14 protein-coding genes are annotated in these 16,126 nt (G+C 41.5%); 13 read left to right on the forward strand and 1 reads right to left on the reverse strand.

All coding sequences use genetic code 11. The annotated features are described in order from the left end of the window. Positions 1-22 precede the first annotated feature (22 nt). From UE46_RS01895 to UE46_RS01905, 3 genes are all read left to right on the forward strand, one after another. Positions 23-1,216: an MFS transporter gene (locus UE46_RS01895; protein WP_036060321.1), complete on the forward strand. Its 1,194-nt coding sequence runs from the start codon at positions 23-25 to the stop codon at positions 1,214-1,216. A 21-nt stretch (positions 1,217-1,237) separates the two neighbouring features. Next, positions 1,238-2,002, forward strand: a complete 765-nt coding sequence (gene aroD, locus UE46_RS01900; RefSeq protein WP_036060323.1) for a type I 3-dehydroquinate dehydratase — start codon at positions 1,238-1,240, stop codon at positions 2,000-2,002. Between the two features lie 132 nt (positions 2,003-2,134). Beyond that, positions 2,135-3,451 carry an MFS transporter gene (locus UE46_RS01905; RefSeq protein WP_051492873.1) on the forward strand — a complete coding sequence of 439 codons (1,317 nt, stop codon included), beginning with the start codon at positions 2,135-2,137 and terminating at the stop codon, positions 3,449-3,451. A 169-nt stretch (positions 3,452-3,620) separates the two neighbouring features. Here the strand turns inward: UE46_RS01905 and UE46_RS01910 are convergent, their stop codons facing one another. Continuing rightward, entirely contained in the window at positions 3,621-4,325 is a 705-nt protein-coding gene (locus UE46_RS01910) for a Crp/Fnr family transcriptional regulator (RefSeq protein ID WP_036060326.1), read from the reverse strand. A gap of 625 nt (positions 4,326-4,950) precedes the next feature. On the opposite strand from UE46_RS01910, the gene UE46_RS01915 reads away from it, so the two are divergent. The 10 genes from UE46_RS01915 (at position 4,951) to UE46_RS01960 (ending at position 16,123) form a co-directional block, all read left to right on the forward strand. Further along, a complete protein-coding gene (locus UE46_RS01915; protein WP_257791170.1) occupies positions 4,951-5,529 on the forward strand; it encodes a Crp/Fnr family transcriptional regulator in 579 nt (192 codons plus the stop codon). A gap of 123 nt (positions 5,530-5,652) precedes the next feature. Continuing rightward, positions 5,653-8,076, forward strand: coding sequence for a toxin Cry1Ac domain D-VI-related protein (locus UE46_RS01920; protein WP_036060332.1), 2,424 nt, complete (start codon positions 5,653-5,655; stop codon positions 8,074-8,076). 84 nt (positions 8,077-8,160) lie between these two features. Continuing rightward, positions 8,161-8,643 carry a DUF4352 domain-containing protein gene (locus UE46_RS01925; protein WP_036060335.1) on the forward strand — a complete coding sequence of 161 codons (483 nt, stop codon included), beginning with the start codon at positions 8,161-8,163 and terminating at the stop codon, positions 8,641-8,643. Beyond that, the gene (locus tag UE46_RS01930; protein WP_051492875.1) at positions 8,644-9,360 is read left to right on the forward strand and encodes a YveK family protein; all 717 of its coding nucleotides are present in this window, start codon (positions 8,644-8,646) and stop codon (positions 9,358-9,360) included. Further along, positions 9,329-9,997, forward strand: coding sequence for a CpsD/CapB family tyrosine-protein kinase (locus UE46_RS01935; RefSeq protein WP_036060336.1), 669 nt, complete (start codon positions 9,329-9,331; stop codon positions 9,995-9,997). The genes UE46_RS01930 and UE46_RS01935 overlap by 32 nt, the downstream gene beginning before the upstream one ends. A 22-nt stretch (positions 9,998-10,019) precedes the next feature. Further along, a complete protein-coding gene (locus tag UE46_RS01940) occupies positions 10,020-11,111 on the forward strand; it encodes a UDP-N-acetylglucosamine 4,6-dehydratase family protein (RefSeq protein WP_118907353.1) in 1,092 nt (363 codons plus the stop codon). A gap of 3 nt (positions 11,112-11,114) precedes the next feature. Next, the gene (locus tag UE46_RS01945; RefSeq protein WP_118907354.1) at positions 11,115-12,452 is read left to right on the forward strand and encodes a nucleotide sugar dehydrogenase; all 1,338 of its coding nucleotides are present in this window, start codon (positions 11,115-11,117) and stop codon (positions 12,450-12,452) included. A 3-nt stretch (positions 12,453-12,455) separates the two neighbouring features. Then, positions 12,456-13,739, forward strand: a complete 1,284-nt coding sequence (locus tag UE46_RS01950) for a lipopolysaccharide biosynthesis protein (RefSeq protein WP_036060506.1) — start codon at positions 12,456-12,458, stop codon at positions 13,737-13,739. Further along, on the forward strand, positions 13,720-15,045 hold the full coding sequence (locus tag UE46_RS01955; protein ID WP_036060503.1) for a hypothetical protein: 1,326 nt from the start codon (positions 13,720-13,722) through the stop codon (positions 15,043-15,045). The genes UE46_RS01950 and UE46_RS01955 overlap by 20 nt, the downstream gene beginning before the upstream one ends. Continuing rightward, positions 15,002-16,123: a glycosyltransferase family 4 protein gene (locus UE46_RS01960; protein ID WP_036060501.1), complete on the forward strand. Its 1,122-nt coding sequence runs from the start codon at positions 15,002-15,004 to the stop codon at positions 16,121-16,123. The genes UE46_RS01955 and UE46_RS01960 overlap by 44 nt, the downstream gene beginning before the upstream one ends. Positions 16,124-16,126 lie beyond the last annotated feature (3 nt).

The raw sequence follows: 16,126 nt of genomic DNA on the forward strand, positions 1-16,126 counted from the left end.
AACAAATAAGGGAGTAAAGCAGATGAAAAATAAGTACATGCCTACAGCGATTGGGCTTTATATTAACTACTTTGTGCATGGAATGGGCGTTTTAATTATTACGCTGAATATGACGTCTTTGTCGGAACAATGGGGAACGGATAAAGCGGGGGTTGCGGTTGTTATTTCTTCGCTTGGAATTGGGCGTCTGCTCGTATTGTTTGTGTCGGGATGGTTGTCGGATAAATTTGGACGGAAGCCGTTTGTTTATTTAGGAATGGCGGCGTACTTGGCTTTCTTTATCGGGATTTTATTTAGTCCGACGATTGCTGTTGCTTATATTTTTGGTATTTTGGCAGGGATTGCGAATTCGTTCCTTGATTCGGGTACATATCCAGCTTTGATGGAATCATTTCCGAAATCACCGGGAACAGCGAATGTTATTATTAAGGCCTTTATTTCTGGTGGTCAGTTCGCATTACCGCTTATTATTGGTGTTTTAGCGGCTACTGGTGCTTGGTATGGCTGGTCATTTATTGTTGCGATTGTTATTTTGGGAGCGAATGCGCTTTATCTCATGAAGCGGCCGTTTCCAAATCATAAACAGAGTGCGGATGATGCAGCTGCGGCGGATGTTCCTCAGACGGAATTTAAACAGAAGCCTAAGTTTATGGTGGAAGGAATTTGTTTCATTTTATACGGATATATTGCTCAAGCTACGTTTTACTTGGTAAGCCAGTGGTTGGCGCAGTATGGGGAAAGTGTCGCTGGAATGAGTCGTGGTTCTTCGTTATCGTTAGTTAGTATTTATACGATTGGGTCGCTTTCGTGTGTGTTCTTGACGTCAGCGCTTGTGAAGAAAATGGTTCGCCCGGTTTACTTTTTAGTACTGTATACGTTTATTTCGATGGTTGCTTTACTCGCGGTTTACCTGTTCCCAACGCCAGTTATGTGTTTTATCTTTGCGTTTGTGATCGGGTTCTCAGCTGCCGGTGGTGTTTTGCAACTGGGTCTTACGATTATGGCGGAGCTTTTCCCAGGTGGAAAGGGCACTGTGACGGGGATTTTTTATACAGCAGGAAGTATCGCTTCGTTTACGATTCCGCTAATTACGGGGCAAATGTCGAAAACTAGTATTGCGAATATTATGTTGTTTGACTTTTTTATCGCTGCGGCAGGTTTTCTGATTGCATTAATCATCTTTTATCGTTATCGTAAAGTAGTGAAGGTAAATTAGCATACGAGGAGGAAAACGGATATGAAAAGTGTGGCAGTGAGAGATATCGTGATTGGTGAGGGTGCGCCTAGTATTTGTGTCCCTATGGTCGGTGTGAATTCCGAACTATTGCTTGAAGAAGCGCGTATGCTGGTGGACATTGATTTGGACGCAGTGGAATGGCGTGTGGATTTTTATGAAGATGTGGCGGATATCGCGAAGGTGAAAAATATGTTGCGCGAGATTCGGAGCATTTTAGGAAATATACCAGTTATATTCACGTTCCGAAGTGCGAAAGAGGGCGGTGAGCGTGAGTTTCCAGTAGCGGATTATGTGGCGCTGAATAAGGAAGTTGCTGCGACTGGCATGGCGGATATCGTTGATGTGGAGCTATTTACGGGAGATCAGGAAGTGGCGGAACTTGTTGCGGCGATTCATGCAGCTGGTGCGAAAGTGATCATGTCGAATCATGATTTTGCGAAGACGCCGGCTGAGGATGAAATCGTGTCACGCCTTGTGAAGATGCAAGATTTCGGCGCGGATTTGCCTAAAATTGCTGTGATGCCGCAATCGCCTGCTGATGTATTGACGTTACTTAGTGCGACCAATACGATGCGTGAAAAATTTGCGGATCGTCCGATTGTAACGATGTCGATGGCGGGAACTGGGGTTGTTTCTCGGTTAGCAGGAGAAATTTTCGGTTCGGCGTTGACATTCGGGGCTGCGAAAAAGGCTTCAGCGCCTGGTCAAGTTGCGGTGGATGAGTTACGACAAGTATTGGATTTATTGCACAAAAGTTTGAACTAATAAATAATGCCTCTTAGGAAATATTTCGTTTTCTAAGAGGTTTTGTTGGTTTTCACTATATTTTAATCATTTTTTATATGGTATAATTAATGCTCAATTGTGAACAATGTATGCACCTTGGGAGGGGAAAAGATGGAACGACAAATAGAATTGGGGAAAGTTATCACAACAAAGAAAAAGTTTAGATTTTGGATAGGCTTGTTACTTGGTTTCGGCTGTTTAGTGAACTATTTTGATCGTATTAATTTGACGGTAGCAGGGCAAGTTTTAATGGATGAACTCAGCATTTCGCCAGCGATGTTTGGTATTTTGTTATCTTCTTTTTCTTGGACGTATGCGCTGATGCAGATTCCGATGGGCTTAGTATTGGACCGGATCGGTGTAAAGTGGTTGAACCGGGTGTGTTCGATTGTTTGGGTTTTTGCGACGGGACTTACGGCGTTTATTAGTGGATTATTGCCATTATTTATTTTAAGATTATCGCTTGGTGTGGCGGAGGCTCCGGCGTTTAGTGCGGCTTCGAAAGCAACGGGATATTGGTTTCCGCTGAAGGAACGTGGTTTTGCGACGGCGATGTTTGATATGTCGTCCAAACTATCAAATGTGATCGGTGTGCCCCTGGTTGCTTTTGTTATTTCGAAATGGGGCTGGCGTGAGGCGTTTTTGCTAACCGCGGCGATTAGTATTGTTTATTGTGTTTGGTTTTGGTTGCTTTATCGTGATCCTGAGGAACATCCACGACTTTCAAAAGAGGAATTGGATTATATTCAGGCGGGCGATGTGCAAAAACAGGTCGCGCAAGGTGAGGGTAGTAGCTTGTTGTACTTGATGAAACAGCGTAAATTGTGGGCGCTTGCGATTGGTGCGGCTGCGTATAATTATTCGTTTTTCTTGTTTTTGACGTGGTTGCCTAACTATTTGATGCAGGAACTTCATTTGGATATTATGAAATCGGGTTTATATACGGCGATTCCGTGGGCTTGTGGGGCGCTGTCTAGTATTTTAATTGGCGGATTGTTCGTTGATTTTCTGATTAAGCGAGGATTTGATCCGTCGAAGGTGCGGAAGTTATTTTTGACGATTGGGATGTTGCTTGGACTCGCGGTTATTGGGGCGGCAACAACGACGGATACGCGGACGGCAATTATCTTCTTTAGCATCGCGGTTTCGGGAATTTGTATTGCGTCTACGATTAATTGGTCGATGCCATCGATCTTAGCGCCGAATGGTTCGGTTGGTGCGGTGAGTGGGTTTATGAACTTTATTGGTAACTTGACGGCGATTGCAGCTCCGATTGTGACTGGGTTTATCGTCGGCGCGACGGGCAGTTTCTCGATTGCGTTTGTTGTGGCGGGTGTCGTGATGGTGATTGGAATTTTATCAATCACAATTTTCTTAGGTCGTATTGAAAAAATTCCAGATCAAGAGAAAAAGGTGATTTTGGACTGATCACTAGGTACAACTCGAGTTTGTATCAACGCACTATTTTCGGAAATAGCGTGTGAAGAAGTGTCATTTTTTGTCGTGAATCAAGAGGAATCTCTTATTCGCGCTTGCATAGTCACATTCAAAGCCCCATCTTGGCATAAGATGGGGCTTCTTTATCGCATTGCGCCAATCAAAAAGGTGGTTTCTCTTCTATATCCGTACCAAGAATATCTTGAAGCACGCCCATTTTCTTGATAACCCATGGTGCATTCTGCGATACTAGGATATCTTGTTTCCGCAGTTTGGCCAGTACTGCCGTCGTATAGCTCTTTGATGTATCAGACATATCCGCAATAACGGCGTAACTTGTGAATAACGGCAATTCTCTTTGATCGTCTTTCACCCGCATACCGAACCGAGCCAAGCGTAGTAACGTAAAGATGACGCGTTTTTCTGCATCCATTTTGCGCATAGTCGCTAAAGTATAAAGTCGATAGCGTGATTCTACTGCAAATTGAAGTAGGATGAAATTCTTGGGATCTTCTGTTCGTAATACCCCACGCAAATACTCAAAATCAATCTCCCACCAAACAGCGTCTGATAAAAAAGAGAAATTCGTCTCATACGGGATATGTTCCTCTATAATTGGCAGGGTTACGAATTCGCCAGGAAAATTGATGAAATAATTACTCACGCCATCTTCCCCAATAAAACGTTGCTGCAAGTAGCCACTTTCTAGTAGATAGCAAACCTTGCGACTATTGCCTATCGTCATACTAGTGCCCTTCGCGACCCGATGCTGCGTACAAAAGTGATTGAAATTTTTATCGGATTTCAGGATTTTTAGAATGTTGGAAAAGGAAGCGTAGGATTCTAACTCGGTTTTCTTATACATATATATCATCCCCTTTTTTAAGTTAACATCATACCTTTAAAAGTATCAATAAAGCTTATCAGTACCCAAAAAGGTGCGGTGTAGCGAAATTTGATGCTTTTTATATTGTTCACAAAACGTTCAAAAAGCAGGCGTTATAGAGCCTAATTTCGTTTTTTTACGTATTTAGAAATTTAAAAAAGAGCTTTGCATACTGATTTAGGTATGGTAGGACTTTTGTGAAATTTTATCAGTATCGCGCTTAAAAAGCAAAGAATTACAAAGCGAGATATACTAGGTTCATCGAAAAGAAACATCCTGAAAAACAAGAAAGGAATGAAACAACGAGTATACACGGCGCGCTCCATCTACATATATAATTACCCAAATAATGAACAAGCTAGTCGTGGTAGCAGGCATTAATTAAAAATTACACGTCACAAAATGTACGAAAATAAATGAATTTCTCGTCTCATAAGTTCCATCAACGTAAAAAAGTACATGATAAGATAAATATAGCGAAAGGCAGTGAAGAGAGGGGTGAAGGCTTATTAGTTATTTAGAACTCTTCGATAAGAGTGTCATTGAGCAAGAGTTTAGTAGTTTACAATTATTAAAAGTACTGTCCGACGAAAATTATTATCCGATTCATAAAGAAAAAGTTTTTTTCCATAAAAAAGATATACTTTGCTTGGAAGATGTAGTACAAGATTCCATCTATTTTGTTCAAGCTGGCATTTGTGAGTCGTCAAAACATGGACACACGATGAGCTTTATTGGAAAACATGATATTGTCGGTATTAGCGATATATTAGGAAACGAAGAATCGTTCGTTAGTGTGATAGCTTTAACAGATACGATAGCTTGGCGTTTTTCAAAGGAAGAAGTGATGAGAAAACTGATGTACTCTCAAGAAGGGGCATTTTATCTCTATCACTATATGAAAAGGATGAATATCAAATTATTAGAAAAGTATACATTACAAACGTTTGATACACGAGAACAATTGATTGGAATATTAACGTATTTGGGACAACTTTACGGGGAAGACGAGCCTAATCAAATGAAATTACCGAAAATTTTCACGAAACAGATTATTGCGAATTACATGGGTGCATCCCGCCAACATATTTCACGCCTGTGTAAGCAGTTAGAAATGGAAGGCGTCTTTGAAAAAGATGAGCACCGATTTATCTTGAATAAGAAAGAGATAGCCCATGTATGATAAATAAATGAAAACCTGGAAGGGCGGTGATGCTTGGGAACAGGCAGCGACATCGATGGAAGTGGCAAGAAAGCAGAACGAAAAGCAACAAAAAACCAAATTTGAAGGAGATTGAAAAATATAATGACACATTCAACAACTAACAAAGGGAACAAGAACGATTTAATGAAAAAGGCATTGAAAACAGCAGCAGTAGCAACAATCGCATTCTCAGTAGTGGCACAACCACTTGCTACTATTGCAAATGCAGAAGAAGCAACAGTAAACAAGGCAGAACGACAATTAGAAACACAAACAGCTTCAACTAATTTATTGGCACACCCTGATTTTGTAACTAATACGAATGGTATAGGGTACGTTGGATGGACACCAGTAACAGCTACGTTTGAAGGACATAATTCTAGACAAACGACTGTGAAAAACATTCAGCCGAGCACATATGAATACCAGTACTCAACAACATATGGAAAAAATGGAACTATCATAGGCGATCATGCTAACTATATTTCTTTTTCAGAGGATGGGAATAAAAGTCTATCCTTTTATGGACCATTGAACCATAGTAGGTCAGCGCAAGGTGTACAACAAACTATTAAAACAATACCAGGTCAAAAATATACTATAAAAAGCAATCTTAGAATAAATACGTCTTGGTACCAAGATCCAAATAATTTGGCGTGGACTTCAGGTGGAGCTGCTGTCGTAACAGTAATGGACCAAAATAAAAATAAATTGGCACAAAGTAGTACGGATTGGAATCAGAATGTCCCAAACTCCTCTATAGATTTTGTTGCTACTAGTACAACGACCGATATTTCATTGATTTCAGTTTACGGCGCTAAATTCAGCGATGTTCAAGTGACACAAAAAACAAGTTTGATGGTAGATGATATTACTTCTGACACAACAAAAGTGACAGGAATAGGCCTACCAAACCAAGCTGTAACAGTAACTATTGGTTCAAAACAATACTCAGGTACAACGGATTCAACAGGTAAATTTAGCATTGATATTACGAAACCAGCACCTGGTCAAACAGTCACTATCAAAAGTGGCGAAGATACAATTGAAAAAACTGTTATCGACAAAACAGGAGAAACAGCAACAGTATCAGTAGACGGCCTATTTGTTGACAATGATCCAACTAAACCAATTAAAGATACAACAGATCAAGCAAAAATTGATGCAGCGCAAGCAGAAGTAAATAAAGTAGTAGATCCAACAGTAAAAGAAGATTTACAAAAAGATATTGATAATGCACAAGCACAATTAGATAAAAAAGAATCTGATAAAGCGACAGCAGCGGGTAAAGAAGCAGTAGACGGATTGTTTGTAAATAATGACCCAAGCAAAGACATCAAAGATACAACAGATCAAGCAAAAATTGATGCAGCCCAAGCGGTAGTAAATAAAATCACAGATCCAGCGGTTAAAGAAGATTTACAAAAAGACATCGACAAGGCTCAAGACCAACTAGATAAAAAAGAAGAAGCAGCAACAGCCGCAGCAGCAGAAAAAGCAGCGCAAGAAGCAGCAAAAACATCAGTAGATGACTTATTTATGAACAACAACCCAAGTCAAGATATTAAAACTACAACAGATCAAGCAAAAATTGACGCAGCACAAGCCTTAGTAAACAAAGTAAAAGACCCAGCAGTAAAAGCAGATTTACAAAAAGACATCGATAATGCACAAGCTAAATTGGATGCTAAAAATGCAGTCCTAACTGCTCCAACTGTAAACAACGTAACGAATAAAGACACAGTTGTTACAGGTAAAGGAACACCAGGATTAACTGCAGTTGTCAAAATTGGAACAGCAACGTATACAGCTACGATCGGAGCTGACGGTAAATATTCCGTAACGATTCCAGTACAAAAAGCAGATACAGTCATCACTGTCGCGCAAAAGAACTCTGCTAAAACTAGCCCATCCACAACTGTAAAAGTAGCAAACTATATTCCAGCAACAGCACCAATGGTAGACAGTGTAGCACCATTCCAACAAGCGATTACAGGTAAAGCACCAGCAGGCACAGTGTCCGTACGTTTAATCGTCAACGGAGTACCGCAACGTTTGGTTGCACCAGATGCTAATGGTAACTTCTCATTCTACAGCCGTTTCGTTTCAGATGGTACTGTATCTAATCTACGCCTGAAACAAGGTGATATCGTAACAGTCGATTACGGTAACAAAACACCAGCGAACTTAGCAACTAGTGTAACTGTAAGTCAAGCTGCTAAACCAATTATCGACACAGTAAAAGCTGAGTCTGATTATATTACTGGTTTAGTACCAACAGGAACACAAGTATTACGTCTATCCATTAACGGCGTAGCACAACGTACGGTAACACCACAAGCAAACATCGATGCAGTAACAGCAGGTGGTATCGGTTCAAACGGTCGATTCAAAATTTACAGCCGTTTCTTTAAAGACGAAACAGGAGTATCACGTAAATTGAAAGCCGGCGATAAAATCACTGTCGATCTTGGTGCACAAATTCCAGGAGACACAGGTACAACAGTAACAGTTGTCGCTAAATAATTGCATTCTCGAACTCTTAACTGGCTTATGTCAGTTAAGAGTTTCCCTTTTAAATACGATACTTACATGGAGGTTCCAAACCTAATGAAAAAAGCAACTATTTTTGCCAGTCTCGCAGCTCTAACCTTAGTACTAGGTGGATGTGGGAACACCGCAGATGATACAAAAGATAACACACCGAAATCCGAAACCGTCGCTAAAAAAGAATCGACCAACATGACGAAAAAAGTAGATGGTGTGGCTATTGAAATTACAGAAGCAGTCAAACTCGATAAAGCCAAAAAAACAGATGACACAATCCTTAAAATCCATCTCAAAGGCAAGAACAACGGTGCCGATGCGCAACCTCTAGACGCAATGCTGTTATCAGTCAAGAACAGTGAAGGAAAGACACTTGAAATATATCCATCGACAAGCCTTGGCACAACATTAGCACCTGGGGATGAAGCAGAAGGCGATGCATTTTATGTGTTAAAAGGCGATACACCATTAACATTGACCTACGAAAACCCCGATACAAAATCAAAAGCAACATGGACGATAAATACAATCAAGGATGCGAGTTAAATGGAAAAAACGCTCGATATCAAACATATCGGCCAGTTCTTTAAAAAATATTGGTACATCGTTGTCGCCGCTTGTATAGCAGGCATGATAGCGATGGCCCTTTATACCTCTTACTTTATTACACCGACTTACCAAGTGTCCACAGACGTTCTTGTGAATCAGCAAAAAGAAGAACAAGTGACAGCCTCTGATGTGCAATCGAATCAACAGTTTGTCAATACGTATTCTGTTATCTTGACGAGTAATCGAATTTTAGACCAAGTGAAAGATAATTTGGATTTACCCCAATCGGTCAAACAGTTGAAGCAGCAAATCGCCGTTGAAAATGAAAACAGTTCGCAAGTCATCACCATCAAAGTGACAGATGAAGATCCTGACGATGCCGCGCTTATCGCAAACGAAATGACGACCATCTTCAAAAAAGACATTAAGAACATCATGGATCAACAAAATGTTACCGTCCTTTCAGAGGCGAAGGCAGAGGACAACAAAGTTCCCATCAATCCCGATAAAAAATCCGCGCTTGCTTTAGGCGCATTCGGGGGACTCGTTCTCGGAATCCTAGTAACGTTCCTACTTCAACTTCTGAACACAACCATCAAATCTGAAAAAGACATCGAAGCATTGACAGACGTTCCAATTATGGGCTCGATTCAAAAAGAACGGAAGAAGAAGGTGAAGCATCGTGCAAAAAGAACGTTCAAAACTACTGATTAAGCACCAAAAAGGCTCGAAAATCGCAGAACAATTCCGAATGATTCGGACAAATATCGAATTCATCAGCAAAAAACGAGCACTGAAAACCATCATGATTACCTCAACGAAGCCACAAGAAGGTAAGTCCACTATTATCGCCAATCTAGCAGATGTGATGGGGCGGCAAAATATGAATGTCCTCATTATTGATGCAGATTTACGATTACCATCCCAACATTATATTTTAGGCGTAGATAACGCGGTCGGATTAACTGATATTTTAGAAGAAACGCTCGCTGTCAATGCTGTGATTCAAAAGACCACTTTGCATAATGTTGATATTATTTCAGCAGGTCAAAGTCCAAATAACCCATCCGAATTACTATCGAAACCAGCGTTAACCGAGCTATTCGAAACAGTTAAGGAGCATTACGATTACATCCTTGTAGACGCTCCTCCTGTCATTGTTGCCGACACTACAATCGTGGCGCAAGAAATCGATGGCATCATCATGGTCGCTGAAGAAAATAAAACACCGAAACAAAAATTCCAAAAAGCGATGACAACACTGAAAAGCACGCACACACCAATCATCGGCATTATCTTGAACAAAACGAAGCAAGATAAGGGTAGTAAGTATTACTATTACAATAAATGAGTGACAGAAGGAGATCTTTCTATTGAAGAAGCAAATGAACGTACCACAGAGCGATGCTTTCGCGGAAAAATTATTACAACGCGAAATAAGAACAACACTTTCAGCTGAGATTTATCCGAAAATACATCAAAAAAAAGTGTTTATTACAGGAGCAGGGGGTTCGATTGGTTCTGAAATTTGCCGTCAAGTCTATGCACTAAATCCATCTGAGCTCATTTTAGTAGGTCACGGCGAAAACAGCATTTATCTGATTCAAAATGAACTGCTGAATATGCCAAATCCGAAAGTAAAAGTGACAGCTGAAATTCAAGAAATTCAAGATGAGCAAGGCGTCTATCGGTTGATGGAACGAATCAAGCCGGATTTTGTCTTCCATGCAGCGGCTCATAAACACGTGCCACTTATGCAAAACAATCCGCATTCCGCCGTCGCCAACAACATTATCGGTACAAAAAATGTTGCCAAAGCGGCTGGCGAAGTTGGTGTTGGCACATTCGTCCTCGTTTCGACCGATAAAGCCGTTGAACCACAAAATGTCATGGGGGCAAGCAAGCGAATCGCAGAAATGACTGTCGCCCATTTAAATAATAAATATGCAACAAACTATACAACGGTACGATTCGGCAATGTCCTCGCAAGTCGTGGAAGTGTCGTTCCCCTTTTTCTGAAGCAAATCGAAAAAGGTGGGCCACTAACGCTTACAAATCCAGAGATGACGCGTTACTTCATGACGATTGAGGAAGCGGCGAGTCTTGTCGTGAAAGCCGGAACGATGACGAGCGGTGGCGATATCTTCGTCCTCAACATGGGAGAAGCCGTTAAAATTAAAGACATTGCCGAGCGACTGATTACGATGTCGGGGCAACAAAATATTGCGATTCAATATACGGGAATTCGCGATGGTGAGAAGATTCATGAAGGATTACTGGAAGCAGAGGAGCTTATCCAAATGGAAGAAACAGAAGAGATGTTCATTGGAAAAGCGATTATCACACCCAGATATTTAATTGATCGACTCCTCGCAAATTATGAGACTTTTTCTAAAGAAGAGCTTACTGTAGAACTGTTAAAAGTAGCCAATCGAAATGAAGTTCACATTCCAATGGAGGTCTAGTTTATGTATTACGAAGCAATGCAAGAAAAGATAAATACGAAAAACGTCACGGTGGGTGTTATTGGACTCGGTTATGTCGGTTTGCCGCTAGCCATTGAATTTGCCGAAGCAGGATATCCTGTTATCGGTTTTGACATCCATGAAGGTAAAGTCAACCAACTCGCACAAGGCGATTCATATATTATTGATATTACCAATCAGAAATTAACAGTGGCTGTACAAAATGGTCTTTTTGCACCAACGACTGATTTTTCGAAGTTGAGTGAGGTAGACGCGGTATGTATCTGTGTGCCAACGCCGCTTACGAAGTCGCAAGAACCGGACATGTCGTATATCATTGCGGCGGTTGCGGAAATTAAGCGATATATGAAACCCGGTGTGTTGATTACGCTGGAAAGCACGACGTATCCAGGTACAACCGAAGAGCTGATTCAAGCGGAAATCGAAGCGCTAGGTTACCGTGTTGGTGAAGACTTCTTCCTTTGTTTCTCGCCAGAACGCGTGGATCCAGGTAACAAAACGTTCCAAACGAAAAATACGCCAAAAGTGCTCGGTGGCACGACGCCAAATTGTTGCCAATTAGGTGAAGCGTTATACTCGCAGGTGATTGACAATGTGTACCTCGTGAGTTCGACGAAGGTTGCAGAGATGACGAAGCTACTTGAAAACACGTTCCGCAGTATCAACATTGCGTTTATTAATGAGATGGCGATGTTATGTGAAGCATTGGACATGAATGTTTGGGAAGTCGTGGATGCAGCCGCAACGAAACCATTTGGCTTTATGAAATTTACGCCAGGACCAGGCATCGGTGGACATTGTATTCCGCTTGATCCGATGTACTTGTCATGGAAAGCGAAAGGCGCCAATTTTTTCAGTCGATTTATTGAACTAGCGCAAGAGACGAACAAGAAAATGCCGGAACAGGTGATTCATAAAGTGAGTCAGGCGCTGAATTCGGATTATAAATCGATTCGTGGCTCGAAGGTGTTGGTGCTCGGAATGGCGTATAAACCGGATATTGATGATGTGCGTGAATCACCAGCGCTCGATGTATACGAGTTATTACATCAAAATGGTGCGAATGTTTCCTATTATGATCCACATGTCGCGTTCTTCCGTAACGAAGCTGGAACACCGGTTTATAGTGAAGAAAATGCGCATTATGGTGACTATGATGCCGTTGTTATCCTGACGAATCATTGTGTTTTCAACTCAGCGGAGATTATGGCTGACGCGAAGTTGATTGTCGATACGCGAAACATGTTCAAAGGGGAAAATAGCGAGAAAGTCTTTCGTATTGGTTCTGGCTTGCCGGAACGCCGTGCGATGATGCAGTAGGCAATGAGGAAAGCTTTTCAATCTTCATTTTTAAAAAATCTCACGAAGGTTTTCTCTGGTAATGTTGTGGCGCAACTCATCTTAGTGGGTTTATCACCAATCTTAACGCGAATTTTTACACCAGCGGACTTCGGGATATTCGGGACGTATACGAGCTTACTCGGGATTTTCTTAGTCATTTCCGCCTTTGCGTATGAGAAAGCGATTCCGATGGAGGAAGATCGAGATAATGTGCGCCACATCGTGTTATTGTGCATCGGGATTTCGCTGACGTGGTTTGTAAGCGGACTGACTTTGTATTTGGTGACGGGATGGTCGGTATTCCAACTAATGAACGTGCCTGTCTCGTATGCGTTGCCGATTTTATTCGGGATTGGTGTTTTCGCAGCTAGTATTCAGCAGATTTTGAGTTACTGGGCGATTCGGAATAACCAATATGGCAACATTTCATTCGCAAAAATATCGCAAAGTAGTGTGAATGGAGCGGCGCAGATTGGTTTGGCGGGCTTGATAACGAAGACGGGTGTTGGGCTTGTTGCCGGTGATGTATTGGGACGGATTGCAGGCTCGATGAACTTATTGGTTCGTTTCGTGAAGCAGGAAGGGGTAACGGTTGAGCGTGGCAGGTGGAAGCTATTGGCTAAGAAATACCGCCAGTTTCCACGATTAGGAATGCCGTCGCTAGTGTTAAATAATTTAGCCTTACAATTACCGACTTTATTGTTTGTTGTGTTTTTCGGAGTTGCTGCAAGTGGCGAATTTTCCTTAACGCAACGAATGATTGGGATTCCGATTGCGATGATTACGACGGCATTAAGTCAAGTATTTTATGGCAAGGCGAGCGAGTTACAACGAGAAAATCCAGCCGCTTTGCAAAAAGTATACTGGAAACTAACGAGCCGATTATTTCTCATTTTTCTAGTGCCGATGGGCTTGTTTGCAGCAGTGGCGCCGATGTTGTTTACGTGGTTATTTGGCCCAGGTTGGGAAATGGCGGGCGTCTATGCACAAATACTCACACCGATGTTTTTAGTCCAAATCGTCGTCCTTCCTGTGTCGCAGATTCTATATATTACAGGGAATCAAGGATTGCAATTAGTGTGGGATAGCTCGCGATTTGTGTTGCTACTTGCAGGATTCTTCTTAATTTATCAACTTCAATTGGGGATGACGGCGGCCGTTTTATTTTTCAGCATTACGATGACCGTGAGTTATGTTTCACTCTTACTACTTGGAAGCTGGGGGATTAAACGAAAGGATACGATGCATGAAAATCAAATGGAATAAAATATTACTACTAGTTGGTATGGCTTTCTATGTATATGGTTTAAAGCTAGCCTATACCGATTTTATCTCCCCAGTCTTTACCTATTTCGGATTCATTAATCTTCACCCGAGTACGAGTGAGCAATTTGTCTCCATTGTATTCGTATTCATCCCGTTGTTGTGGTCGAATACGCATGCTTATCGGCCGTCTCGAATAGTTTATTGGATTTTATACATGATGGTGTATGTGCCAGCGATGATTGTGCCAGATTATGTGCGGATGGATAACTTTGACGAAATTCTGATTCTAAAATGCGTGTTGTTATTCTGTATGGCATTGCTTTATATGACAGCGAATTTCAAGTTAATCCCCATCTATTACGTCAAAATTAAAACGAAAGTGATGATGATTCTAATTACGTTATTTTCGCTTTCATTATGGGGCATTATCGTTCATACGTTTGGGATTCACTTCAATTTTTCGCAAGTGGATGATGTGTATGATTTGCGGGAAGCGTATCGGGAGCAGGTGAATCGTTTCTCGGGATATGCGATTAATTGGCAGTCTAAAATTGTGAATGCGCTCCTCTTGGCACTCGGTTTTGTGAATAAAAACAAGTTACTCATTTGTATCGGTGTGTTAGGACAACTGTTCATTTTTTCTATCACGGGGCAAAAGAGCGTCGCCTTATCTAGTGTTTTTATTATCGTGATTATCTTTTGTTTACGCAAAAATGGTCGTAATTTTGTCTTGTACTTTGTGTATGGTATTACGGCATTGGTGTTTCTGACGATGGCACTAGACTTAATGACAAACAGTTCGGAGTACACGTCGTTGTTTATTCGTCGGATGTTGATTACGCCGGGATTGTTACTCAGTTACTATTTCGACTTTTTCTCGGTCAATCCGCAAGTACATCTTTCACACAGTATTTTAGAACCGTTTATGACGTATCCATATGATCAATTGCCACCGTTCTTGATTGGTGAGCATTACTTTGGACGTCCTGATTTAGCGGCGAATGCGAATATTTGGGCAGATGGTTATGCGAACTTTGGCTATGCAGGAATTATTGGATTCACCGTGTTGCTTGTGGGGATTTTATATCTCTATGACAGCATCTCAGAACACCGAAACTTCATTGTTAGTGCGGCGCTTATTGCGATGCCAGCATGGAGTTTGGTCGACACATCACTTATTACAAGTTTGCTGACTCATGGTATTTTGATTGCGTTTATTATCAACTATTTTTTGAAAACAGAAAGGAAGGCTGATCCACTCTATGAAAGAAATCATCGTTTTAAGCTCCGTTCATCCTTGGAATGACCCGCGTATTTATCATAAGGAAGTGTTGACATTGCTCCGTGCGGGTTATCGGGTGAATTATTATGCGGTGGCAGGTACGAATGATGCGTTGCCGGAACATCCTGACTTAACGATAACACGATTACCGAAAAGGGGATTGGCGAAGCGGTTTCTAACGTGGCGATATTTCTTGCAGGAAGTAAAGCGGAAACAGCCGGATGCGGTACATCTGCATGATCCAGAGTTGTTGTTTTTAGTTCCGCGAATGAAGAAAGTGACGCAGGCAAAGATTGTTTTCGATATGCACGAGGATTTTCCTTCTGCGCTGAAAAGTAAGCGAATAAAAGGGATTCCGGTGCCGAATTGGTGTATTAAAGGCATGGCGCGCTATGAAAAAAAACGGTTGGCGCAAGTGGATGCGATTTTGTTCGCGGAGAAATATTATAAAGAACAGTATTTGGGCATCGCGACGTATAAAGAAGATGTACTGAATTATCCTTTTTTGAAAGAGGAACCAAGTGAAGTTGAAAAATATGATGTGCCGACGCTAGTTTATGCGGGCGCGATTCATGAGATTCGTGGATTTAAAGAAATGCTAGGTGTGGCGAGTATTTTGAAACAGCGCGGCCATGTTTTTCAGTTGATTATTATTGGCCAAGTTCCGGAGCGATTGCGAACTTGGAGTGCGAATTATGTGGAAGCACATGGTTTAAAGAGTTGCGTGCAATTGAAAGGACGGCTCGATTTAGAGGCACTTAATCACTATTATGAGAAGTCTCATATTGGGCTGGCGCTTCTTCATCCAGAGCCGAATTACGTGAAGTCACTGCCGACGAAGCTGTTTGAATATATGTCATTTGGTTTGCCGTATCTGGCTTCGGATTTTCCACTTTGGCGCGAATTAATGATGGATAGTGCAAGTGGAATTCCTGTGGATGTGGGCGATGTATCTGGGATTGCGGATACGATTGAGGAACTTTTAAATGAACCAGAAATGTATAAGCGGTACGTTGTAGATGGAAGAAATGAACATATATCGCACTATAATTGGCAACACGAAGCGGAAAAACTTTTGCAGACTTACGATATGCTTTTTTGAAAG

Source organism: Listeria weihenstephanensis, from assembly GCF_003534205.1.
Taxonomy (GTDB): domain Bacteria; phylum Bacillota; class Bacilli; order Lactobacillales; family Listeriaceae; genus Listeria_A; species Listeria_A weihenstephanensis.

What these genes read in the sequence shown, in the direction of transcription:
- UE46_RS01930 (WP_051492875.1), top strand. Translation starts at nt 8,644, where the DNA reads ATGGAAAAAACGCTCGATATCAAACATATCGGCCAGTTCTTTAAAAAA.
- UE46_RS01905 (WP_051492873.1), top strand. Translation starts at nt 2,135, where the DNA reads ATGGAACGACAAATAGAATTGGGGAAAGTTATCACAACAAAGAAAAAG.
- UE46_RS01945 (WP_118907354.1), top strand. Translation starts at nt 11,115, where the DNA reads ATGTATTACGAAGCAATGCAAGAAAAGATAAATACGAAAAACGTCACG.
- UE46_RS01920 (WP_036060332.1), top strand. Translation starts at nt 5,653, where the DNA reads ATGACACATTCAACAACTAACAAAGGGAACAAGAACGATTTAATGAAA.
- UE46_RS01960 (WP_036060501.1), top strand. Translation starts at nt 15,002, where the DNA reads ATGAAAGAAATCATCGTTTTAAGCTCCGTTCATCCTTGGAATGACCCG.
- UE46_RS01950 (WP_036060506.1), top strand. Translation starts at nt 12,456, where the DNA reads ATGAGGAAAGCTTTTCAATCTTCATTTTTAAAAAATCTCACGAAGGTT.
- UE46_RS01895 (WP_036060321.1), top strand. Translation starts at nt 23, where the DNA reads ATGAAAAATAAGTACATGCCTACAGCGATTGGGCTTTATATTAACTAC.
- UE46_RS01910 (WP_036060326.1), bottom strand. Translation starts at nt 4,325, where the DNA reads ATGTATAAGAAAACCGAGTTAGAATCCTACGCTTCCTTTTCCAACATT.
- UE46_RS01925 (WP_036060335.1), top strand. Translation starts at nt 8,161, where the DNA reads ATGAAAAAAGCAACTATTTTTGCCAGTCTCGCAGCTCTAACCTTAGTA.
- aroD (WP_036060323.1), top strand. Translation starts at nt 1,238, where the DNA reads ATGAAAAGTGTGGCAGTGAGAGATATCGTGATTGGTGAGGGTGCGCCT.
- UE46_RS01955 (WP_036060503.1), top strand. Translation starts at nt 13,720, where the DNA reads ATGAAAATCAAATGGAATAAAATATTACTACTAGTTGGTATGGCTTTC.